This is a genomic window from Nonomuraea fuscirosea (assembly GCF_035917475.1).
GTDB lineage: Bacteria > Actinomycetota > Actinomycetes > Streptosporangiales > Streptosporangiaceae > Nonomuraea > Nonomuraea fuscirosea.
Window position 1 is genome coordinate 1,331,488 of sequence record NZ_CP109074.1, and the last position, 20,878, is coordinate 1,352,365.

Annotated in this window: 21 protein-coding genes and 1 tRNA gene; 16 read left to right on the forward strand and 6 right to left on the reverse strand. The window is 72.7% G+C overall.

Annotated features, from left to right (window positions below; translation table 11 throughout):
- Positions 1-9: 9 nt before the first annotated feature.
- From araB to OIE67_RS06025, 7 genes are all read left to right on the forward strand, one after another.
- Positions 10-1,629: a ribulokinase gene (gene araB / locus OIE67_RS05995; protein WP_326645233.1), complete on the forward strand. Its 1,620-nt coding sequence runs from the start codon at positions 10-12 to the stop codon at positions 1,627-1,629.
- Positions 1,630-1,631: 2 nt separating this feature from the next.
- The gene (locus tag OIE67_RS06000) at positions 1,632-2,279 is read left to right on the forward strand and encodes an L-ribulose-5-phosphate 4-epimerase (protein ID WP_106250404.1); all 648 of its coding nucleotides are present in this window, start codon (positions 1,632-1,634) and stop codon (positions 2,277-2,279) included.
- Entirely contained in the window at positions 2,276-3,742 is a 1,467-nt protein-coding gene (gene araA / locus OIE67_RS06005) for an L-arabinose isomerase (RefSeq protein ID WP_326637430.1), read from the forward strand. Before OIE67_RS06000 ends, araA begins: the two co-directional genes overlap by 4 nt.
- A 74-nt stretch (positions 3,743-3,816) precedes the next feature.
- A complete protein-coding gene (locus tag OIE67_RS06010) occupies positions 3,817-5,025 on the forward strand; it encodes an FAD-binding protein (RefSeq protein ID WP_326637432.1) in 1,209 nt (402 codons plus the stop codon).
- A 91-nt stretch (positions 5,026-5,116) separates the two neighbouring features.
- Positions 5,117-5,899, forward strand: a complete 783-nt coding sequence (locus tag OIE67_RS06015; protein ID WP_326637434.1) for an LLM class flavin-dependent oxidoreductase — start codon at positions 5,117-5,119, stop codon at positions 5,897-5,899.
- A gap of 35 nt (positions 5,900-5,934) precedes the next feature.
- Positions 5,935-6,327 carry a DUF3224 domain-containing protein gene (locus OIE67_RS06020; RefSeq protein WP_106250396.1) on the forward strand — a complete coding sequence of 131 codons (393 nt, stop codon included), beginning with the start codon at positions 5,935-5,937 and terminating at the stop codon, positions 6,325-6,327.
- A 32-nt stretch (positions 6,328-6,359) separates the two neighbouring features.
- Positions 6,360-7,877 (forward strand): FAD-binding oxidoreductase, encoded by a 1,518-nt coding sequence (locus OIE67_RS06025; RefSeq protein ID WP_326637437.1) that lies wholly within the window; start codon positions 6,360-6,362, stop codon positions 7,875-7,877.
- On the opposite strand, the gene OIE67_RS06030 is transcribed toward OIE67_RS06025, so the two are convergent.
- A complete protein-coding gene (locus OIE67_RS06030) occupies positions 7,844-8,611 on the reverse strand; it encodes a DUF2071 domain-containing protein (RefSeq protein ID WP_326637439.1) in 768 nt (255 codons plus the stop codon). The two genes, OIE67_RS06025 and OIE67_RS06030, sit on opposite strands and share 34 nt — an antisense overlap.
- Positions 8,612-8,684: 73 nt before the next feature.
- A complete protein-coding gene (locus OIE67_RS06035) occupies positions 8,685-10,007 on the reverse strand; it encodes an MFS transporter (protein WP_326637440.1) in 1,323 nt (440 codons plus the stop codon).
- Positions 10,008-10,029: 22 nt separating this feature from the next.
- Between OIE67_RS06035 and OIE67_RS06040 the strand changes: the two genes are divergently transcribed.
- The 5 genes from OIE67_RS06040 to OIE67_RS06060 are packed head-to-tail and all read left to right on the forward strand — an operon-like array spanning position 10,030 to position 13,980.
- Positions 10,030-10,668 (forward strand): TetR/AcrR family transcriptional regulator, encoded by a 639-nt coding sequence (locus tag OIE67_RS06040; protein WP_326637443.1) that lies wholly within the window; start codon positions 10,030-10,032, stop codon positions 10,666-10,668.
- Between the two features lie 44 nt (positions 10,669-10,712).
- A complete protein-coding gene (locus tag OIE67_RS06045; protein ID WP_326637445.1) occupies positions 10,713-11,801 on the forward strand; it encodes a class I SAM-dependent methyltransferase in 1,089 nt (362 codons plus the stop codon).
- Between the two features lie 37 nt (positions 11,802-11,838).
- Positions 11,839-12,930: a type III polyketide synthase gene (locus OIE67_RS06050; protein WP_326637447.1), complete on the forward strand. Its 1,092-nt coding sequence runs from the start codon at positions 11,839-11,841 to the stop codon at positions 12,928-12,930.
- On the forward strand, positions 12,927-13,430 hold the full coding sequence (locus tag OIE67_RS06055) for an isoprenylcysteine carboxyl methyltransferase family protein (protein ID WP_106250384.1): 504 nt from the start codon (positions 12,927-12,929) through the stop codon (positions 13,428-13,430). The genes OIE67_RS06050 and OIE67_RS06055 overlap by 4 nt, the downstream gene beginning before the upstream one ends.
- A 4-nt stretch (positions 13,431-13,434) precedes the next feature.
- On the forward strand, positions 13,435-13,980 hold the full coding sequence (locus tag OIE67_RS06060) for a TIGR03086 family metal-binding protein (RefSeq protein WP_326637451.1): 546 nt from the start codon (positions 13,435-13,437) through the stop codon (positions 13,978-13,980).
- Here the strand turns inward: OIE67_RS06060 and OIE67_RS06065 are convergent.
- On the reverse strand, positions 13,949-15,619 hold the full coding sequence (locus OIE67_RS06065) for an asparagine synthase-related protein (protein WP_326637452.1): 1,671 nt from the start codon (positions 15,617-15,619) through the stop codon (positions 13,949-13,951). The two genes, OIE67_RS06060 and OIE67_RS06065, sit on opposite strands and share 32 nt — an antisense overlap.
- 223 nt (positions 15,620-15,842) lie before the next feature.
- On the opposite strand from OIE67_RS06065, the gene OIE67_RS06070 reads away from it, so the two are divergent.
- The 4 genes from OIE67_RS06070 to OIE67_RS06085 all read left to right on the forward strand — a co-directional run bounded on the left by OIE67_RS06070 (position 15,843) and on the right by OIE67_RS06085 (position 18,862).
- A complete protein-coding gene (locus OIE67_RS06070; protein WP_326637454.1) occupies positions 15,843-17,336 on the forward strand; it encodes a vWA domain-containing protein in 1,494 nt (497 codons plus the stop codon).
- 160 nt (positions 17,337-17,496) lie between these two features.
- Positions 17,497-17,569 (forward strand) — tRNA-Ala (locus OIE67_RS06075).
- A gap of 115 nt (positions 17,570-17,684) precedes the next feature.
- Positions 17,685-17,933, forward strand: a complete 249-nt coding sequence (locus OIE67_RS06080; RefSeq protein ID WP_326637456.1) for a hypothetical protein — start codon at positions 17,685-17,687, stop codon at positions 17,931-17,933.
- Positions 17,934-17,959: 26 nt separating this feature from the next.
- Positions 17,960-18,862, forward strand: coding sequence for a MarR family winged helix-turn-helix transcriptional regulator (locus OIE67_RS06085; RefSeq protein WP_326637458.1), 903 nt, complete (start codon positions 17,960-17,962; stop codon positions 18,860-18,862).
- Here the strand turns inward: OIE67_RS06085 and OIE67_RS06090 are convergent.
- The 3 genes from OIE67_RS06090 to OIE67_RS06100 all read right to left on the reverse strand — a co-directional run bounded on the left by OIE67_RS06090 (position 18,859) and on the right by OIE67_RS06100 (position 20,817).
- The gene (locus OIE67_RS06090; RefSeq protein ID WP_326637459.1) at positions 18,859-19,716 is read right to left on the reverse strand and encodes a pyridoxamine 5'-phosphate oxidase family protein; all 858 of its coding nucleotides are present in this window, start codon (positions 19,714-19,716) and stop codon (positions 18,859-18,861) included. The two genes, OIE67_RS06085 and OIE67_RS06090, sit on opposite strands and share 4 nt — an antisense overlap.
- Entirely contained in the window at positions 19,716-20,159 is a 444-nt protein-coding gene (locus OIE67_RS06095; RefSeq protein ID WP_106250372.1) for a VOC family protein, read from the reverse strand. The genes OIE67_RS06090 and OIE67_RS06095 overlap by 1 nt, the downstream gene beginning before the upstream one ends.
- An 85-nt stretch (positions 20,160-20,244) precedes the next feature.
- Positions 20,245-20,817: a CGNR zinc finger domain-containing protein gene (locus OIE67_RS06100; RefSeq protein ID WP_326637462.1), complete on the reverse strand. Its 573-nt coding sequence runs from the start codon at positions 20,815-20,817 to the stop codon at positions 20,245-20,247.
- Positions 20,818-20,878: the final 61 nt, after the last annotated feature.

The window sequence follows — 20,878 nt, forward strand, 5'->3', positions numbered from 1 at the left end:
AACACCTACGTGGTCGGAGTGGACTTCGGCACGCTCTCAGGGCGGGCCGTCGTCGTCCGCGTGAGCGACGGCGCCGAGCTGGGCAGTGCCGTCCACGAGTACGCGCACCGCGTCATGGAGCAGACGCTCCCCACCGGCGAGCGGCTCGGCCCCGACTGGGCGCTGCAGTCGCCCCAGGACTGGATCGACGTGCTGCGGACCGCCGTCCCCGAGGCTGTCGCCGCCGCGGGCGTGCGGCCGGAGGAGGTGGTCGGCATCGGCACCGACTTCACCGCCTGCACCGTCATGCCGACCAGGGCCGACGGCACGCCGCTGAGCGACGAGACGCCCGGCGAGCCGCACGCCTGGCCCAAGTTGTGGAAGCACCACGCCGCCCAGCCGCACGCCGACCGGATCAACGAGCTGGCCGCGCGCAGGGGCGAGAGCTGGCTGCCGCGCTACGGCGGCAAGATCTCCTCCGAGTGGGAGTTCGCCAAGGGTCTTCAGCTGCTGGAGGAGGCCCCCGAGGTGTACGCCAGGGCCGAGCGCTGGATCGAGGCCGCCGACTGGATCATCTGGCAGCTCACCGGCGTCGAGAGCCGCAACATCTGCACCGTCGGCTACAAGGGCGTCTTCCAGGACGGGAGTTACCCGTCGGAGGAGTTCCTGGCCGAGCTGAACCCCGGCTTCGCCGGTTTCGTCGGCAAGCTGGCCACCGGCCAGGTCGGCGACGAGGCCGGCGGCGTCCGGCTGGCCGCGCTCGGCGACCTGGCCGGGCGCCTGACCGCGCGGGCGGCCGCCTGGACCGGCCTGCCCGAGGGCGTCGCCGTCGCCGTCGGCAACGTGGACGCGCACGTCACGGCCGCCGCCGCGGACGCCGTCAGGCCCGGCCAGATGGTGGCCATCATGGGCACCTCCACCTGCCACATCATGCCCAGCGACCAGCTCGCCGAGGTGCCCGGCATGTGCGGCGTGGTCCGCGACGGCATCGTGCCGGGCCTTTGGGGCTACGAGGCCGGGCAGTCCGCGGTCGGCGATATCTTCGCCTGGTACGTCGACAACTTCGGCGCCGACGGCCACGAGCGGCTCACCGCGCTGGCCGAGAAGCAGCCCGTGGGCGGGCACGGCCTGGTCGCGCTCGACTGGTTCGGCGGCAACCGCTCGGTGCTGGTCGACCACAACCTGTCCGGCGTGATCGTCGGCCAGACCCTGCAGACCAGGCCCGAGGACGTCTACCGGGCGCTCATCGAGTCCACGGCGTACGGCGCGCGCATGATCGTGGAGACGTTCGAGAAGTCGGGCGTGCCGGTCGAGGAGTTCGTCGTCGCCGGGGGGCTGCTGAAGAACCCCTTCCTCATGCAGGTCTACGCCGACGTGCTGCGCCGGCCGCTGTCGGTCATCGGCTCGGACCAGGGGCCCGCGCTCGGCTCGGCCATCCACGCCGCCGTGGCCGCCGGGGCCTACTCCTCCATCGAGGAGGCCGCCGCGGCGATGGGCAAGCGCACCGAGAACGCGTACGTGCCGGACGAGGCCCGCGCCGACGCCTACGACCGGCTCTACGCCGAGTACCGCAGGCTCCACGACTTCTTCGGAGACGGAAAGATGCTGCACGCGCTGCGCGCGATCAGGAACGAGGCACACACGTCATGACCATGAGAGAGATCGTCGCCGGCCTGCACGCGGAGCTGGTCCGCTACAACCTGGTGGCCTGGACGGCGGGCAACGTCTCCGGGCGGATCCCCGGCGAGGACCTGTTCGTCATCAAGCCGTCGGGAGTCTCCTACGACGAGCTGACGCCCGCGAACATGGTCGTGTGCGACCTCGACGGCAATCTGGTGGAGGGCGAGCACTCGCCGTCCAGCGACACCGCCGCGCACGCCTACGTCTACCGCAACATGCCCGACGTGGGCGGCGTCGTGCACACCCACTCCACCTACGCCTCGGCCTGGGCCGCCCGCGGCGAGGCCATCCCGTGCGTGCTGACCGCGATGGCCGACGAGTTCGGCGGTGAGATCCCGATCGGGCCCTTCGCCCTCATCGGCGACGACTCGATCGGGCAGGGCATCGTCGAGACGCTCAAGGGCCACCGCTCCAAGGCCGTGCTGATGCAGAACCACGGGGTGTTCAGCATCGGCAAGGACGCCAGGGCGGCGGTCAAGGCCGCCGTGATGTGCGAGGACGTGGCGCGTACGGTGCACGTGGCCCGTCAGCTCGGCGAGCCGCTGCCCATCCCGCAGGACGACATCGACCGCCTGTACGACCGCTATCAGAACGTCTACGGACAGAGGAGCCCGCGTTGAACATCTGGTTTCTGACCGGCAGCCAGGGACTGTACGGCGAGGACACGCTGCGCCAGGTGGCCGAGCAGTCGCGGCGCATCGCCGAGCAGCTGCCCATGCCGGTGGAGTGGAAGCCCGTCCTGACCGACGCCGCGGCCATCCGGCGGATCATGCTCGAAGCCAACGCGGACGACGAGTGCGCCGGCGTGATCGCGTGGATGCACACCTTCTCCCCGGCCAAGATGTGGATCGCCGGGCTCGACGCGCTGCGCAAGCCGCTGCTGCACCTGCACACGCAGGCCAACGTCGAGCTCCCGTGGGCCAGCATCGACATGGACTTCATGAACCTGAACCAGGCCGCGCACGGCGACCGCGAGTTCGGGCACATCCAGACCCGGCTCGGCGTGCCGCGCAAGACCGTGGCCGGGCACGTGAGCGACCCGGCCGTGGGCGAGCGCATCCTGACCTGGCTGCGCGCGGCCAAGGGGCTGGCGGAGGTGCGCACGCTCAAGCTGGCCCGCTTCGGCGACAACATGCGCGACGTGGCGGTCACCGAGGGCGACAAGGTGGAGGCGCAGCTGCGCTTCGGCGTCTCGGTCAACACCTACGGCGTCAACGACCTGGTCGAGGCGGTGGACGCGGCCTCGGACGCCGACGTGACGGCGCTGGTCAAGGAGTACGCCGAGCAGTACACCGTGGCTCCCGAGCTGCTCGGTGAGCGCAACGACTCGCTGCGCTACGCGGCCAGGATCGAGCTGGGCCTGCGCGCGTTCCTGGAGGCGGGCGGCTTCAAGGCGTTCACCACGAACTTCGAGGACCTCGGCGGGCTGCGCCAGCTGCCCGGCCTGGCCGTGCAGCGGCTCATGGCCGACGGCTACGGCTTCGGCGGCGAGGGCGACTGGAAGACGTCGGTGCTGTTGCGCACTCTGAAGGCCATGCCTGACACTGGGGCCGACGGCGGCACCTCGTTCATGGAGGACTACACCTACGACATGACGCCGGGCCAGGAGCTCATCCTCGGCGCCCACATGCTGGAGGTGTGCCCGTCCATCGCGTCCGGCACGCCGTCGTGCGAGATCCACCCCCTCGGCATCGGCGGCAGGGAGGACCCGGTCCGGCTCGTGTTCGACGCCGAGCCGGGCCCCGGCGTCGTGGTCGGCCTGGCCGACATGGGCGACCGGTTCCGGCTCGTCGCCAACGAGATCGACGTGGTGACGCCGCCGCAGCCGCTGCCCAAGCTGCCGGTGGCCCGCGCGGTGTGGCGGCCGCGCCCCAACCTGCGCACCTCCACCGAGTCGTGGCTGACCGCCGGGGCCCCGCACCACACGGTGCTGTCCAAGGCCGTCGGCCGGGACGAGCTGACCGACCTGGCCGACATGCTGGGCGTGGAGCTGGTGGTCATCGACTCGGCCACCACGACCGAGCGCTTCGCCAAGGAGCTGCGCTGGAACCAGGCGTACTACCGCCTGGCGCAGGGCTTCTAGAGCAGGGCTTCTGGAACCGTCCCCGGTCCGCCCCCCGGGCGGGCCGGGGGGCGAGGTTGTGAAAAGGTAAAGCCGTGACGCTGACGAACTGGGCTGGAAACACCACATTTCAGGCACGTGAAGTCCACCATCCGACCTCGCTCGACGAGCTTCGGCGACTCGTCGCCGCCAGTCCCCGGGTGCGGGCGCTGGGAAGCGGACACTCCTTCAACCACGTCGCCGACACCACCGGCGACCTCGTCGTGCTCGACCGGATGCCGGACCTGGTGGAGATCGACGGCGCGGCGGCCACGGTGCGGGTCGGGGCGCGCATGACGTACGCGCGGCTCGCGCCGCTGCTGCACGAGGCCGGCTTCGCGCTGGCGAACATGGCCTCGCTGCCGCACATCTCCGTGGCCGGCTCCGTCGCGACCGGCACGCACGGCTCGGGGCCGGCCATCCCCGGCCTGGCCGCCGCCGTGTCCGGGATCGACCTGGTCACCGCCGACGGCTCGACGCTGTCGCTCACCCGCGAGGACGCCGACTTCGCCGGCGCGGTGGTGGCCGTCGGCGCGCTCGGCGTCGTCACGTCGCTCACGCTCGACCTGGTGCCCGCCTTCGACCTGCGCCAGTACGTCCGCGTGGGCCTGTCAGCCGACGCCCTCGACGAGTTCGAGACGATCATGTCGAGCGGCTACAGCGTCAGCCTCTTCACCGACTTCCGCGACACCCGCGTCTGGCTGAAGCGCGAGGACGAGCTGACCGACCCCGGCTGGTACGGCACCACCCCGGCCGAGGCCCCCCAGCACCCGCTCCCGGACATGCCGGCCGACAGCTGCACCGCGCAGCTGGGGGTGCCGGGCCCCTGGTACGAGCGGCTGCCGCACTTCCGCGCCGACTTCCCGCCCAGCGGCGCCGGCGACGAGCTGCAGTCCGAGCTGCTGCTGCCCAGGGAGCACGCGGTCAAGGCGCTGCGCGAGCTGTGGGCGATCGGTGATCGGATCCGCCCGGTGCTGCAGATCTCCGAGATCCGCACGGTCGCCGCCGACGACCTGTGGCTCAGCCCCTTCAGGGGCCGCGACAGCGTGGCCGTGCACTTCACCTGGGTCAAGGACGTCGTCGCCGTGCTGCCGGTGCTGGACCTGGTGGAGCGGACGCTGGCGCCGTTCGATCCGCGGCCGCACTGGGGCAAGCTGTTCACCCGCTGGCCCGAGTGCCCGGACGACTTCCGCGCGCTGGTGCGCCGCCTCGACCCGGCGGGCAAGTTCGGCGGCGAGTTCACCCGGGTACTGCTGGGGGAGTAGGGCGCGGCCAGGGGCTTGCTCCCCCCGGCGTAGCCGCTCACCGGTCCGGGGGACGATGTGCCGGGCCCGCCCGTCGGCGATCGTGTAGGGCATGACCGATCACCCGTTCAGGTTCGGCGCGGTCGCCGGACAAGCCCCCGACGCCGGCGCGTGGACCGGCCTGGCCCGCCGGGCCGAGAGCCTCGGCTACGCGACCCTGCTGGTGCCCGACACGCTGGGCACGCTGTCGCCGTTCACGGCCGCGGCCGTCGCCGCCACGGCCACGACGACCCTGCGCGTCGGCACGTACGTGCTGAGCGCCCCCAACCGCACCCCCGCCGCCGTGGCGTGGGAGTGCGCCACCCTGCACACGCTCACCGGCGGCCGGTTCGAGCTGGGCCTCGGCGCCGGGCGGCCGGACGCCGAGCGTGACGCGGCCACGCTGGGCGTCCGCTTCGGCACCCCCGGCCAGCGCGTCGAGCGGCTCGCCGCGACCATCGACGCGGTCGAGGACGTGCCGATCCTGGTGGCCGCCTCCGGCACCAGGCTGCTGCGGCTGGCCGCGCGCAGGGCCGACACGGTCGCGCTCGGCGTGCCGCCGCAGTACACCGAGGAGCAGGTCGCGGCCAAGGTGGACGAGCTGTACGAACTGGCCGGCGACCGCTTCCACGACCTGGAGCTCGGCATGAACCTGGCCTGCGCCGCGACCGCGCCGCCCGAGTGGGCGCTGCGCAGGTTCGGCCGCACCGGCACCGGGATCCTCACCGGCACCCCCGAGGAGATGGCCGACACGCTGCGGCGGCGCAGGGACCGGCTGGGCATCTCCTACGTCTCGGTGAACGCGCAGTTCCTGGAGGACTTCGCGCCCGTCGTGGAACGGCTCGCCGGTACCTGACACACTCTGACAGGTACGGCTGCCACGCTGGTCCCATGACCGCCAAGGGAACCTTCGACACCGCCAACTGGACGCCCCAGCCGCCCTTCGACGACCGCGACGGCGTCACCCTCGGGCTCGTGACCCTGGACAAGACCTGGCACGGCGACCTGACCGGCACCAGCGTCGTCACCATGCTGATCGCCACCACCCCGGTCGAGGAGTCACGCTCCTACGTGGCGATCGAGCGCGTCGAAGGAACCCTCGACGGGCGCAGGGGCAGCTTCGTCGTCCAGCACGACGCCACGGCCGACGAGGGGGAGCGGTCGCTGCGCATCCGGGTGGTCGCCGACTCGGCGACGGGGGAGCTACGCGGTCTCAGGGGTGAGATCGGCATCGTCGTCGCCCCCGACGGAGGTCACTCCTACACCTTCGACTACACCCTCTGACGCGGGGTGGCCCGGAGGACGACAATCCTCCTATGCCGAAGAGTCACTGGGCATGGGGGCCCGAGCCCGCCGAGCCCGAATTACGGGAGATCGCCCGGCTGTTCACCGAGCACACCGGCCTGGGGGAACCGGGCGCGTGGGAGCCGCCCGTGCCGTTCTCGCCGGGGCTCGTGCCCGCCTCCCGGGTGCCGGTGCCCGCGCTGCCGTTCTGCACGGCCGATCCGTACGAGCGGGCCGTGCGCACCTACGGTCAGGCCTACCGCGACCTGATCCGCGCCTACCGGGGCGACTTCGCCAATGCCCCCGACCTGGTGGCGCTGCCGCGCGACGAGGACGAGATCGCGCGGCTCCTGGAATGGGCCAGCGGCCAGGGCGTGGCCGTCGTGCCCAGGGGCGGCGGCACGAGCGTCGTCGGCGGCGTCGAGGCGCGCTTCGACGGCCCCTCGCTCTGCCTGGACCTCGGCCGGATGAACCGCGTCCTGGAGGTGGACCGCGACTCCCAGGCGGCCCTGGTGGAGGCGGGCGCGACCGGGCCGGAGATCAACGCGGGGCTGCCCGACGGGCTGCAACTGCGCTTCTTCCCGCAGTCGTACGAGTTCTCCACGCTGGGCGGCTGGATCGCGACCAGGGCCGGCGGCCACTTCGCCACGCTGCACACCCACATCGACGACCTGGTCGAGTCCATCCGGGCCAGCACCCCCGCCGGGATGTGGGAGTCGCGCCGGCTGCCCGGCTCGGGAGCGGGCCCGTCGCCCGACCGCTGGCTGCTCGGCTCGGAGGGCGCGCTCGGCGTGATCACCCGCGCCTGGGTCCGCGTCCACCGGCGGCCGGTGCACAAGGTCTCGGTGCCGGTGCGCTTCGCCGAGTGGGTGGCGGGGGTGGCGGCCGTGCACGACCTCGCCCAGTCGGGCCTGCACCCCGCCAACTGCCGGTTGCTCGACGCCCGCGAGGCCGCGCTGACCTCCGGCGGCGACGGACGGCACGCCCTGCTCATCGTCGGCTTCGAATCGGCCGTGCATCCCGTGGACGCCTGGATGTCGCGGGCGCTGGAGATCGTCTCGTGGCACGGTGGCGTGGTCGGGGCGGCACGTCAGGACCAGAGCCAGGACCAGGTGTGGAAGGGGGCCTTCACCCGGATGCCGTACCTGCGCAACGCCTATCCGGGCCTCGGCGTGATCGCCGAGACCATCGAGACGGCCGTCACCTGGGACCGCTTCCCCGCCCTGCACGAGGCCGTCATGGCGGAGGGCGAGGCCGGGACCACGACCTGCCGGCTGGCCTTCGCCTACCCCGACGGGCCCGCGCCGTACTACACGATCATCGTGCCCGCGGAGAAGGGCGCCGAGCTGGAGCAGTGGGACGACCTCAAGCGCCGCGTCTCCGAGACGGTGCTGCGCATGGGCGGCACGATCACCCACCACCACGCGGTGGGCCGCGACCACCGGCCCTTCTACGACCGGCAGCGGCCCGACCCGTTCGCGCTGGCGCTCAAGGCGGCCAAGACCGCGCTCGATCCTCAGGGCGTGCTGAACCCGGGGGTGCTCATCTGAGGGCGGAAGCGGCGCGGCGGGGTGTGGATGTCGAACCGCAGGCTGGGCTGGGCCAGCACCGAGTGCGGCCGGCTGTCCTCGGTGATCAGGCCGAGGCGCTCGAAGACGGGGAACCTCGCCTCCGTCGCCGTCAGGTGGCGCGGCCGCATCACCGGGTGCCAGATGCTGTAGGTGCCGACCAGCCCGTCCCTGCGCCGGTACCAGCCCAGGGTGGGGTGGGTGAGCCGTTCGAGCCAGTCCTGCTCGCCGGTGAACCCGTCGAGCAGGACTGGTTCCGGCGATTCGGTCGCCGCGCAGCGGGCGTCGCCGGCCGTCAGCCGCCACCGTGCGGGTGCGGCGTCCCAGTCGGCCTCGACGCGGATGCGGTCGCGGCGCCACGGCATGCCCCACAGGTGCTGGGGGATCGCCACCACGGGATGGTCGAGCGCCGTGCCGAAGAACCAGACGCCGGGCCGGCCGAACGCCGTGACGTAGGCCCGGTAGTTGATCTGCCCGCAGTCGATGCCCACCTGGGGCAGGAACCGGAAGTGGAAGTCGCGGTCGGTGAAGGCCACGGCCGAGACCAGGGCGCCGGGTCCGTCCGCGAAGGTCATCTCCATCGGCTCGAACCCCCTCGGCAGGTGTGCGGCCAGGGCGGCGGCGTCCACCCGGTAGCTGACGATGGCGAAGTCGTCGAGGTCGGTGGCCGCGTGGTACCAGCGCGGGCGCGGGCGGGGGGTGCCGGCGAAGGTCATGAAGGCCACCGTACGACCCACCGGGGCCGCTCGCGCGCCTCCACGTTCTCGGGAAGGGTGCGCGTCCGGCCGGTCATGCCAGTGCCTTTCTGGAGAGTCGTCCGTAGACGGCGGCGAAGAGGGCCGCCAGCAGGGCCGCCGCCGCGGCGACGGCGAAGCTCCAGCCGGCGCCGCCGGTCGACAGGACCATCGCGCCCACGGCGCCGGCCACGCTGCCGCCCATCACCCTGACCAGGGCGTTCACGCCGCCGGCCGCGGCGGTCTTGGCGGGTTCCACGTGTTCGACGGCCATCGTGCCGAGCGCCGCGTAGCCGAGGCCCATGCCCAGGCCGAGTACGGTAGCGGCGCCGTACAGGGCGGGGCTGGAGGGGCCGGACAGCGCCAGCCACAGCGCGGCGGCCGCCACCAGCGCCGAGCCGCCCGCGACGAGGGCGGAGGCGGTGAACCGGCGCATCAGCGGGCCCGCCAGCAGCGAGACCACGAGCATCAGCACCGTCGTCGGCAGCAGGTAGATCCCGACCTGCAGCACCGAGGCCCCGAGCGCGCCCTGGGCCAGCGCCGAGACCGTGGTGAGCGCCGCGAACAGGGCGAACCCCAGCAGGAACGACGCCACGGTCGCCCCCACCGTCCCCCGGTGCAGCAGCATGGGGATCTCGATCAGCGGCGCCGCGGTGCGCCGGGCCGTCACCACCCACAGAGCGGCGACCAGCGCGGCCGCGGCGAACAGGCCCAGCGTCAGCGGCGACGTCCAGCCCCAGGCCGCGCCCTTGCTGATCGCGAGCAGCAGGCAGACCAGCCACACCGTGACCAGCGCCGCACCCGCCAGGTCGGGCCGCCCGGCCCCGCGCGCGGGCTCCTCCCGCACGACGACCGCGACCAGGGCGAAGCTCAGCAGCCCGAGCCCGGTCAGCAGCCAGAACACCGCCCGGTGGTCGCCGTCGACCAGGCCCGCCAGGATGACGCCACCGCCGCTGCCGACGCCGATGGTCGCGCTGAGCACGCCGATGGCGCCCGGCAGGCGGTGCGCGGGCACGATCTGCCTGACCAGGCCGATGGCCAGGGCGAGCAGGGGAGCGGCGGCGCCCTGGAGCACCCGGCCGGCGATGAGCAGGGGCAGCGTGCCGGCCACGGCGCTGAGCACCGATCCCACGACGAGCAGGCCGAGGGCGACCAGCGAGACGGCGCGCCTGCCGTACATGTCGCCGAGTCGCGACAGCAGCGGGATGGACACGGCTCCGGACAGCAACCCGGCGGTGAGCGCCCAGGAGGCGGTGGTGGACGAGAGGTGCCACTGCTGTTCGAGACCCGGCAGCAGCGGCACGACCACGGTCATCTGAAGGGAACCCACGGCCACCGCGAACGCGAGGACCGCCACGACCCATGAGTTTTTATACATGTATAAAAAGTAGCATGGCAGGATGCCGACGCGAACGGGACGACCGCCGAAGATCACCAGGGCCGACATCGTGGCCGCCGCGCTGCGGGTGATCGAGGCGGACGGGGTGGACGCGCTGACCATGCGCCGGCTGGCCGGAGAACTCGGCACCACGGCCATGGCGATCTACCACCACGTCCGCGACAAGGACGAGCTGCTCGTGCTGCTGCTCGACGACCACGCCGCCGCCACCCCCCGGCCCGAGCTGCCCGACGACCCGGGCGAGCGCCTGGTGACCGCGGCCACGGCCATGCGTGACGCGCTGGCCCGCCATCCGTGGGCCGTGGACGTGCTACGGGCCGACGACCTGCTCGCGGTCGGGGCGCTGTGGTACCCGGACCAGATCATCGACGCGGCGATGCGCGGCGGGCTGACGCTCGAGGACGCGGTGGACGCGTACCGGATCGTCTGGCACTACACAAGCGGCGAGATCGGCGCGCGGGCGGCCGCGCGCAAGCGGCGCGAGCAGGGCGGGAGCACCTTCAGGCAGCGGGTGTTCACCGAGATCGACGCCGGGCGGTTCCCCCGGCTGGGCCAGGTGGGCGGCCGGTGGGAGGAGCTGACCGGCCGCGACACGTACGCCAAGGGCATTCGCGCGCTGGCCGCGGGGCTCCTACCGTAAAAGAGGTGGCCGCGACCGCGCGGCCCGTGAAACGGTCGGTTGCCATGATCCGGTGGAGCGAGGCGGGGCAGGAACGGTCGGCGGTCTGGCGTACGGCGTCGGGGGTCGCCCCTCCCGGGCGCGTCGTCGTGGCCGACGACCGGATGCGCGCCGCCACCGCCTACCGGCTCGCCTGCGAGGGCACCGCGCTGCTGTGGCGCGGAGATTTCCACAACGCCCGCCGGCTGCTGAGCGCCATGGGCCGCCGCTGCAAGCCGGCCGATCCCGCCGGCGGCTTCCCCGCCCACCGCCACGCCAGGTCCCAGCGCGCCCGCACGCTCGGCATGCTGCTCATCCCCTACGCCGAGGACAACGTCGTGCCGTTGCGCAGGGCGCCCGACGTCCGCGCGGCCTGCGCCGAGGTGTACGGCCCCGGCGCCCCGCCGGGAGCCGGCCAGCTCCGCGAGCTGCTCGGCCTGATCGGCGCGCACGAGTGGCGCAGGAAGGGCGTGCCCGTTCCCGCGCTGGGCGCCCGCATCCACCCCCACCACGGAGTCTTCTCCCCGATCAGGGGCGAATACGTCGATCTGGTCGCCCAGGCGCCGCTGCCGGAGGACGACCGGCTGGCCTTCGACGTCGGCACCGGCACCGGCGTGCTGGCGGCCGTGCTGGCCGGGCGCGGCGTCCGCCACGTCGTGGCCACCGATCTCGACCCCCGTGCCGTCGCGTGCGCGGGTGACAACGTCGCCCGGCTGGGGCTCACCGAGCAGGTGGAGGTCGTGCGGGCCGACCTGTTCCCGCCGGGACGCGCACCGCTCGTCGTGTGCAACCCGCCCTGGCTGCCCGCCAAGCCCGCCTCACCCCTCGACCACGCCGTCTACGACCCCGGCGGGCGGATGTTGCGCGGCTTCCTGGGCGGGCTGGCCGAGCACCTGGAGCCGGCCGGCGAGGGCTGGCTGATCCTGTCCGACCTGGCCGAGCATCTCGGGCTGCGCACCCGGGCGGAGCTGCTGGCGGAGTTCGACCGGGCGGGGCTGCGAGTGGCCGCCCGCCTGGACGTCGCCCCGCGGCACAACCGGCCCGCCGACACGGCCGACCCGCTGCACGCGGCCCGCGCCGCCGAGGTGACCTCGCTCTGGCGGCTCACCCGCTGAAGCCCTGCCGCCGCCACGAGAACGACGCGGTGGCACGGTGTGGCCTGGCCGGACAGGGCGGCGGCGCGCACGCAGGTTAGCCGGGCCCTCTCAGCGGCAGGAGAGGAGTATGCATATCTCGGGAGTACAGACCGTTTTGCCTGATCACCGCTATGAGCAGGCGGAGATCACCGAGGCGTTCTCCCGGCTGACCAGCTGTGACGAGGAACTGCTGCGGCGCTTCCACGCGGCCACCGGGGTGGAGGGCCGCAACCTGGCGCTGCCGCTGGCCGACTACGCCAAGCTCGACTCCTTCGGCCGGGCCAACGACACCTACGTCGAGCTGGCCCTGGAACTCGGCGAGCAGGCCATGGCGGGCGCGCTGCGCAAGGCGGACATCGCTCCGGAAAAGGTTGATCACCTGCTGTTCTGCTCCACCACCGGCCTGGCCACGCCCTCGCTCGACGCCAGGCTGGCCCAGCGGATGGGACTGCGGCCCGACGTGAAACGGGTGCCGGTCTTCGGGCTGGGCTGCGCGGCGGGCGCGTCCGGGCTGGCCCGGCTGCACGACTACCTGCGCGGCTGGCCCGACCACGTCGCCGTGCTGGTGTGCGTGGAGCTGTGCTCGCTGACGATCCAGCGCGACGACACCTCGATCGCCAACCTGGTGGCCAGCGGCCTGTTCGGCGACGGCGCGGCGGCCGTCGTGGCGACCGGGCGCGGGCGCGGCCCCGAGGTCGTGGCCACCCGCAGCCGCCTCTATCCCGGCACCGAGCACCTCATGGGCTGGGAGGTCGGCGACCACGGCTTCCGCATCGTGCTCGACGCGGACCTGACCGACTTCGTGGAGCAGGTGCTGGCCGCCGACATCAAGGCCTTCCTGGCCGACTACGGCCTGACCCCCGAGCAGGTCGCGAGCTGGGTCTGTCACCCCGGCGGCCCGAAGGTCATCGACAAGATCCTCCAGACGCTGAACCTGGAGCCCAAGGCCCTGGACGTCACCTGGCGCTCGCTGCGCGAGCACGGCAACCTGTCCTCGGTCTCGGTGCTGCACGTCCTCCAGGAGACGCGGGGCCGGCCCGGCACCCCCGCCCTGCTGATGGCGCTGGGGCCCGGGTTCTCCGCCGAACTGCTCCTGCTGCACTGGTGACGGCCTACCTGGTCCTGATCGGCGCGGTCGTGCTCGAACGGCTGGCCGAGCTGGTCGTGGCCCGGCGCAACCTGGCCTGGGCGAAGGCCAGGGGCGGCGTCGAGCACGGCGGGCGGCACTATCCCTGGATCGTCGCGGCCCACGTGGCGCTGCTCATCGCCGCACCGGCCGAGGTGTGGCTGCTCGGGCGTCCCTTCGTGCCCGCGCTCGGCTGGCCCATGCTCGCCGTCGTCGTGCTCGCCCAGGGCCTGCGCTGGTGGTGCATCGGCACGCTGGGCAGGCAGTGGAACACGCGCGTGGTCGTGGTGCCGGGGCTGCCGCTGGTGGACCGGGGGCCGTACCGGTGGCTGCGGCATCCCAACTACGTGGCCGTGGTCGCGGAGGGGATCGCGCTGCCCCTGGTGCACTCGGCCTGGCTGACCGCGCTCGCGTTCACGGCGGCGAACGCGGCGCTGCTCTCCGTCCGCGTACGCGTGGAGAACGCGGCCCTGGCAGGCTAGGGCCATGACCGACATCCTCCCCCTCATGAGACAGGCGGCCGGCCGCACCTCCGCACTCGTACGCAAGGTCGGCGACGAGCACCTGGGGCTGCCCACGCCCTGCGCCGAATACGACGTCAAGGACCTGCTCAACCACCTGGAGTGGGGCGCCTCCCTGTTCGAGTCCGTGGCGGCCGGCGGCCCGTTCACGCCGCCGAAGGAGTACACCGGGGACTTCCCCGAGCGGGTCGAGCGCATGCTGGCCGTCTACGAGCGCCCCGAGGCCTGGGAGGGCACGAGCGAGGCCATGGGCGGGCTGCCGAAGGTCGTGCTCGCGAACATGGCGCTGACCGACCTCGTCGCGCACGGCTGGGACCTGTCCCGGGCGACCGGGCTGCCGTACGCGGTGGACGAGGAGACGGCCGCCGTGGTGCTCGCCTTCTCCGCGCGGATGGCGCCCACGGGCCGCGAGCGCGGCGCGTTCGGCGCGGAGGTGGCGGTGCCGGACGACGCACCCCCGCTGGACCGGTTCCTGGGGCTCATCGGGCGGGATCCGGCCTGGAAACCGTGATCCGCGGCAGGTTCTCGGGCGGCTTGCCCGGATAGAGGCCGGTCAGCAGCGTGCTGACCGTGTAGAGATGCCAGGCCAGGGCGGGTTTGGCCACGACCGGGCCGGCGAACAGCGCGCGCACCTCGTCGGGGTTCACGATCGGCGCGAGCGCGTCGAGACTGCCGAGCACCTGCTCGCGCAGCAGGTCCGTGAGCGCGGGGCCGGGGCTGGTCCGCCAGCTCCACCCGCCCGCGGTCCTGGCGGTGGGCAGGTGCTCGGGCAGGCGTCTCCGCCACCGCGAGGGGGCCCGCTGCGCGGCGAATCGCCACGGTTTTCCCTCGATCGGCACGTCCCGCAATTTCGGGGCCAGCCGCAATATGAGGGTATAAATCACTTCTTCGGAGAGCCGCCAGCCTTGATCAAGGCTCAGCGCCGCACGCACCACCCGATTGTCCAGGAACGGCCGCACCGGATCACCGCGCCGCAGCGAACCCGCCCGCGCGCTCGCCTGCCAGCGGCCGACTTTGTACCAGATGTAAAGGTGATCAAGCGCCTCCAGCCGGTCCGTACGGGCCAGCCACGGCCGGGCGAGCTCACGGGCGTGCTCGTTGGCCTCGGGGGTGAAGAGCTTGGCGTCCTTGCCGAAGGTCGTCTCGATGCGCCGCCGCAGTGCCTGGTCGCCGAGGTCGGTCTGCAGCAGGTTCAGGCTGCCGGCCCGCAACGTCTCGCCGCTCTGCCCCGACATGGTGGGCTTGCCGGAGTAGGGGAGATAACTCACGATCGTCTCGTACGCCGAGGTCATCCCCTCACACGTGCGCAGCGTCTCCCACGCCCGGCTCAGCGGATGCTCCACCAGCACCGCGTCCTTCGCCGCGGTCTGCGGCGGTGCGATGACCGTGTGCTCCACGCCCAGCCTGGCCGCGATCATGCGTGCGATGATCACGTCGGGATGCGTGTCGAGCCCGTTGGTCGTCACCCGGAACGGCACCCGCGCCGCGTGCAGCAGCGCCGCCAGCACCCGGGTGTCGCGCCCGCCGGTCAGCGCCAGGTTCACCGGCTCGGCCAGGTCGCGCAGCGGCTCCACGGTGGCCAGCAGCGCCTCGGCCAGCTCGCCGATCGCCGCCCGCCTGCGCCGCGCCGACGCGGGCACGGGCTCCGCCCGGGGCAGCGGGGTCTCGGTGACGGTGCGGGCGCCGTCCCGTACCAGCAGGCGTGAGCTCGGCCGCAGCGCCGAGACCCCCTTGTACGGCGTCTCGTCCGACAGGAAGAACCCCTGCCTGACCATCGTCTGGAGGGCGAGCACGTCGTGCTCCACCCGGTCGTCCTCCCGGGCCGCCAGGTGCACGAGCAGGGCCCGGCTGCCGGCCACGTGCAGGTCGGGGGTATCGGTGTGGAAGACGGGACAGACCCGGTTGATCGCGGTGCTCGCCGACAGCTCGCCGTCGCGGGCGGTCCAGGCCGAGAAGCAGCCGCCCACCGAGTCATCGGGCAGCCGGGTCACGTCGGCGGGGCCGGCCAGGTGGCCGTTCAGCCCGATGATCCGGCCGTCGTGCTCGGTGAGCAGCGGCGGCCGCCGGGAGTCGTCCGGCTCGTTGGTCCAGGCGAACAAGGAGACGCCGCGGCCGTGCCATTCACGCCCGCGGATGACTTCGGGCGGCACCGGAAAAGCGAATTCGATCAAGGAACGGGCCCGGTCCAAAACGCCCGCGGGGATTTCCCCCCCTTTCGCGGCCAGCCCGAGATAGACACGCACATAGAGATGCTTATCCCAATTGCCCCATTTGTCACAAGTGATCACGCGTTGATCGCGGTTTGTGCTCGCTTATGTCACCGACCCGGCCACCTCGAACCCCATTCCGTCGTACGACTCGGAGGTGGTTGACATGAGATTTCGCCCATTGATGGTCGGCGCCGGCCTGGTCGCCCTGCTCGGTCTGGCGGCCTGCGGTGGCGGCGCGGGCAGCACCAGCGGAGAGGCCGCTCCCGCCCAGGCCGACGAGAGGCGGCGTTCCGTGCCCAGCGCCTCATCGCGGCAGGAGCAGCAGGACCAGGCCGCGCGGGAGGACTCCGAGAAGGACACGACCGCGGCGCAGATCTCCACGTTCGCCCTGGACGTGGACACCGCCTCGTACGGCTACGCCCGCCGTACCCTCAAGGAGGGACGCTGGCCCGCGCCCGCCGAGATCCGCCCCGAGGAATGGGTCAACGCCTTCAGGCAGGACTACGCGCAGCCGCCCGACGACGGGTTCACCGTGCACGTCGACGGCGCCAGGCTGCCCTCACGTGACGAGGCCGTCCTGCGGGTCGGGCTGCAGACCCGCGCGAGCCAGGCGGCCGAGCGGCGGCCCGCCAACCTCACGTTCGTGGTGGACGTCTCCGGCTCGATGGCCGAGGCCGGCCGGCTCGACCTGGTCAAGTCCGCCCTGCTGAAGCTGCTCGACCAGCTCGCGCCCGGCGACCAGGTCTCGATCGTCTCCTTCAGCGACGAGGCGAGCCTGCTGGCCTCGATGACGCCGCTGACCGCCAGGGACGAGCTGCGCCGCGCGGTGAACGAGCTCGCCGTGGCCGGCGGCACCAATTTGGAGGCCGGCCTGGTCACCGGCTACCAGGAGGCGGCCAAGGCGTTCAGGACGGCCGCCACCAACCGGGTGATCGTGCTCTCCGACGGCCTGGCCAACCAGGGCAGCACCCAGTGGCAGGCCCTGCTCGACCGGGTCAAGGAGCACGCGGCCAAGCAGGTCACGCTGCTGACGGTCGGCGTCGGCCGGGAGTACGGCGACGAGCTGATGGAGCAGCTCGCCGACAACGGCGACGGCATGGCCGTGTACGTCAGTTCCGAGGAGGAGGCCGAGAAGATCTTCACCACCCAGCTGCCCGCGAACATCGAACTCCGGGCACGCGACGCGAAGGCCCAGGTGGTCTTCAACCAGGCCGTGGTGGAGAGCTACCGGCTCGTCGGCTACGAGAACCGGGCGCTGTCGGCGGAGGAGTTCCGCGACGACAGCCGCGACGGCGGCGAGATCGGCCCCGGCCACTCCGTCACCGCCCTCTACGCGCTCAAGCTCAAGCCCGGCGCCGACGGCCAGCTCGCCCAGGCCACCGTGCGCTGGCAGGACCCCGACACCAGGGCCGCCTCCGAGGCGAGCGAGTCGCTGCGCTCGGGAGACCTGGCCGCCTCCGTCTGGGACAAGGCGCCGGTACGGCTGCAGGTCGACGTGGTGGTGGCCGCGTTCGCCGGCTACATGCGCGACAAGGAGGCGTTCGGCATGGACCTGTCCGCGCTCGGCGAGCACGCCACCCGGCTGGCCGCCACGTCGGAGGACCCGATGGTGGCGGAACTGGCCACGCTGATCGACCGGGCGAAGTCGATCCGCTGAGGGGAGCGCGCGGCCCGGACCGGGCCGCGCGCCCGTCCCGTCCGCCGCGCCGGCGCCCGTCGGTCCTGACCGCCGCGCGGGCCGCGCTTCGCCGGCCGGAGCCCGATCCGCGAGTGTGCGCCGGGAGTCCCGGAGTCGGCTACACTTTTGACAGGCACGAGGGGCTATGGCGCAGTTGGTAGCGCGCCTCCATGGCATGGAGGAGGTCTGGGGTTCGAATCCCCATAGCTCCACTCTCTCGGCGAAGGCCGCTCCCACCAGGTGGGGGCGGCCTTTCGCGTGTCCGGAGACCCGACGGATCTCCCGAGATGATGGATCTCTCGAACCTTTGTTCGTATAATAGAAGGCATGAACCCTGTGGAACTGCCCGAGATCTGGCGCCCGCCCGTCGTCGAGCACGCCCCGGCGATCCGCGACGGCGCGGAGCGCTACCTGCTCGCCTGGGGCGACGACGCCCAGGGGGCGCGGTGGGGATACCTGCTGTGGCCGCCGCGGGCCCGGCACGACGCGAGCGCGCGCTGGGTGCACTGGAAGGAGATCCGCCCCGTCGCGGGCGAGGACTACAGCGCGGTCCCCGTCGCGGATCCGCTCCTGTGAACCAGCCGACTGACTAGGGTCAGATAATGGACGACACGGCGATCGGACGGGTCCGCCGCTTCCAGCGGACCGTGACCCAGCGGATAGGGGCGCTCAACGACGGATTCCTGGCCAGGGGGCGGGCCCTCGGCCAGGCACGGGTGTTGTGGGAGATCGGGGCGGAAGGCAGCGAGATCCGCGCGCTGCGGGCCCGGCTGGAGCTCGACTCGGGATACATGAGCCGGCTGCTGCGCTCGCTGGAGGCCGACGGGCTGGTGGTGGTCGACAGTGCGGGCCCCGACGGGCGCGTCCGCACGGCCCGCCTCACCGCCGCCGGGCACGCCGAGCGGGCCGAGCTCGACCGGCGCTCCGACGAGGCGGCCGCGTCGATCCTGCGGCCCCTGTCCGGCCACCAGCGCGAGCGGCTGGTGGCCGCGATGTCGGAGGTCGAGCGGCTGCTGGTCGCCTCCATGGTCGAGGTGAAGGTGCTCGACCCCCGTCATCCCCACTCCCGTCACTGCCTGCGGGCCTACTTCGCCGAGCTGGCCCGCCGCTTCGACGACGGTTTCGATCCCGCGCGCGGCATCCCGGCCGGTGACGAGGAGATGCGGCTGCCCGCCGGGATGTTCCTGGTCGCCATGCTGCACGCCGAGCCGGTCGGGTGCGTCGCAGTGAAGCTGCACCCTGCCGCCGGCGCCGGCTCGGGGTGGGCGGAGATCAAGCGGATGTGGGTGGATCCGACGGCCCGCAGGCTCGGTCTCGGGCGGCGCCTGCTGGCGGAGGCGGAGGCGCGGGCGGCCGGCCACGGCGCGCGTACGGTGCGGCTGGAGACCAACCGCGCGCTCACCGAGGCCGTCGCCCTCTACCGGGCGGCCGGTTACGAGGAGGTGGCGGCGTTCAATGATGAGCCGTACGCCCATCACTGGTTCGAGAAGCACCTGCCGCGCTAGACGGCCGGGTTGAAGCGGTGGTAGCCGGGGGCGGTCCAGCCGGCGGGCAGGGTCCCCTCGCGATGGGCGTACGCGTCCAGCTCGAACCGCACCACCGGCCGCGGGCCCCATTCCACCCGCGCCCGCCCGGTGAGCTGCAGCGTCCCGCCGCGCTCCCAGTCGGGGAAGAGCAGCCCGGCCGCCGGATCCAGCTCCAGGTTGCCCAGAGTCATGTACATGTTGTTGCCCGGATAGTCGGGGAACTCCAGCGAGCGCGGTCCGGTGACCCGGACGAAGCCGGGGCCGCCGCCCCGGTGTGACACGTCCGCGCCGAAGCCCTCGGCGCGCGTGGCGATGAAGAACGTGTCGGCCGCCGCGATCAGGTCCGAGTGCCTCTGGTCGAGGGAGGTGCCGTGACCGAGGATGACCGGCGTGCCCGGAGGCGAGGTGGGTTCGCGGGTCTGGATGTACTTCGGGCAGTTGGCGTAGACCTGCTCGGTCCGGACGACGAGCGTGTCCCCGGCCCGTACGGCGACGCCGTTCACCCGCATCCTGCGCCGCGTGTGCGGCTCGATGGCCAGCAGGCCGACATCGCGCTCGGCTTCGAACAGCCCGTGCAGGGGATCGCCCGCGCCGGGCAGGGCGCGCAGCACGATCGTGCGGTCGCCCTCGGCCGTGGCGAACCCGGCGGGGCCCGTCAGCACGCCCGCCCACGGCCGCCCGAGATCGTCGGCGGCGCCGAGCACGATCATGCGCTGCCGCCTCAGGAACGCGGCCGCGACCTCGGGGACCTCCGGCCTGGTCCGCGAACTGCCGCGATCGTGCGCGACGCCGTTGCGCCGCTGCACCGCGACCTCGCCCGGGTGTTCGCGCATTAGAAGAATCCGCAGGTCGGCGCGCCGGTCGTGGGCGCGGGACGGTCGCCGGCGCCGTCCGGGGCGAAGATCTCCAGCCGGATGCCGTCGGGGTCCTCGAAGAAGACGCCGCCCGAGGCAGTGCCCTCTCCGTGCGGCACGACGCCTCCGTGGTGCACGACCGCGCCCAGTTCCCTGAGCACCTGCTCGGCCCGCCGGACCGCCTCCAGGTCCGCCACCTGGAACGACAGGTGGTGCAGCCCCGGGCGGGCGGTGGCGAAGCGGCCCTCGCTCTGCTGCCACAGGGTCAGCGTCAGCGTGCCGTCCTGGGCCAGGAACGCGTAGCGGCGGCCGTCCTCCTCGGACTCGCGGGCGACCGTGAACCCGAAGACGCGCCGGTAGAACTCCGTGGACGCCTCGACGTCGGTGACGTTGAGCCCGATATGCCCGGTCTGGAAGGACATAATCCACCTCTCTAACGCATGCAGCGCTGTTTTGCCGTTAGAAGGACTATAACGGCAAAAATGCGTCTATGGCGTTAGAAGGGGGTTAGCTTCGGTGCTCCCGGTAGTGCCGGGCCGCGCGGGCGCGGTTGCCGCAGGCCGTCGAGCACCACTCCTGGCGCGGATGCTCCTTGACGAAATACAGCACGCAACGCGGCGCGCGGCAGGTGCGCAGCAGGGCCCGGTCCGGGCCGGCGAGGAACTCCACGGCCGCCGTGGCCAGCCGTCCGCGCAGGCGGGCCGGCTCGTCCGTGCCCGGGGCGGAGGTGACGACGAGGGAAGGTGCTCCGTTCCAAAACAGTTGCGCGGCCGTGGGGGCCGCCAGGGCGGTGGCGTTGACCAGGGTCAGCGACTCCTCGAACCCGGGCAGCTCCGGCGCGTCCGCCCGGCTCGGCGGCTCCGGGGTCACGGCCCTGGCGAACAGGGCGCGGACGGCCTGACGCAGGCGTACGACCTGGTCCCGCAGCTCGTCCGAGGCGGTGAAGCCGGGCTCCAGGCCCAGCTCGGCCGCGTGCTCGCGGGCCCAGGCCGTCAGGCCGGCCGCGTCCGACAGGAGGTCGACCAGGCCGGAACGGTCGGCCCTGACCGTGCTGACGAAATCCAGGCTGAGATGGGACACCCCTTCAACCTAACGCCTGACCAGACCTCCTGCCGTGAGAAAATACTGCGTGGTCCGAAAA

Excerpts from the sequence above, each read along its gene's own strand:
- OIE67_RS06000 (WP_106250404.1), top strand. The coding sequence starts at position 1,632 with ATGAGAGAGATCGTCGCCGGCCTGCACGCGGAGCTGGTCCGCTACAAC.
- OIE67_RS06015 (WP_326637434.1), top strand. The coding sequence starts at position 5,117 with ATGACCGATCACCCGTTCAGGTTCGGCGCGGTCGCCGGACAAGCCCCC.
- OIE67_RS06020 (WP_106250396.1), top strand. The coding sequence starts at position 5,935 with ATGACCGCCAAGGGAACCTTCGACACCGCCAACTGGACGCCCCAGCCG.
- OIE67_RS06025 (WP_326637437.1), top strand. The coding sequence starts at position 6,360 with ATGCCGAAGAGTCACTGGGCATGGGGGCCCGAGCCCGCCGAGCCCGAA.
- OIE67_RS06030 (WP_326637439.1), bottom strand. The coding sequence starts at position 8,611 with ATGACCTTCGCCGGCACCCCCCGCCCGCGCCCGCGCTGGTACCACGCG.
- OIE67_RS06035 (WP_326637440.1), bottom strand. The coding sequence starts at position 10,007 with ATGTATAAAAACTCATGGGTCGTGGCGGTCCTCGCGTTCGCGGTGGCC.
- OIE67_RS06040 (WP_326637443.1), top strand. The coding sequence starts at position 10,030 with ATGCCGACGCGAACGGGACGACCGCCGAAGATCACCAGGGCCGACATC.
- OIE67_RS06045 (WP_326637445.1), top strand. The coding sequence starts at position 10,713 with ATGATCCGGTGGAGCGAGGCGGGGCAGGAACGGTCGGCGGTCTGGCGT.
- OIE67_RS06060 (WP_326637451.1), top strand. The coding sequence starts at position 13,435 with ATGACCGACATCCTCCCCCTCATGAGACAGGCGGCCGGCCGCACCTCC.
- OIE67_RS06070 (WP_326637454.1), top strand. The coding sequence starts at position 15,843 with ATGAGATTTCGCCCATTGATGGTCGGCGCCGGCCTGGTCGCCCTGCTC.
- OIE67_RS06080 (WP_326637456.1), top strand. The coding sequence starts at position 17,685 with ATGAACCCTGTGGAACTGCCCGAGATCTGGCGCCCGCCCGTCGTCGAG.
- OIE67_RS06085 (WP_326637458.1), top strand. The coding sequence starts at position 17,960 with ATGGACGACACGGCGATCGGACGGGTCCGCCGCTTCCAGCGGACCGTG.
- OIE67_RS06090 (WP_326637459.1), bottom strand. The coding sequence starts at position 19,716 with ATGCGCGAACACCCGGGCGAGGTCGCGGTGCAGCGGCGCAACGGCGTC.
- OIE67_RS06095 (WP_106250372.1), bottom strand. The coding sequence starts at position 20,159 with ATGTCCTTCCAGACCGGGCATATCGGGCTCAACGTCACCGACGTCGAG.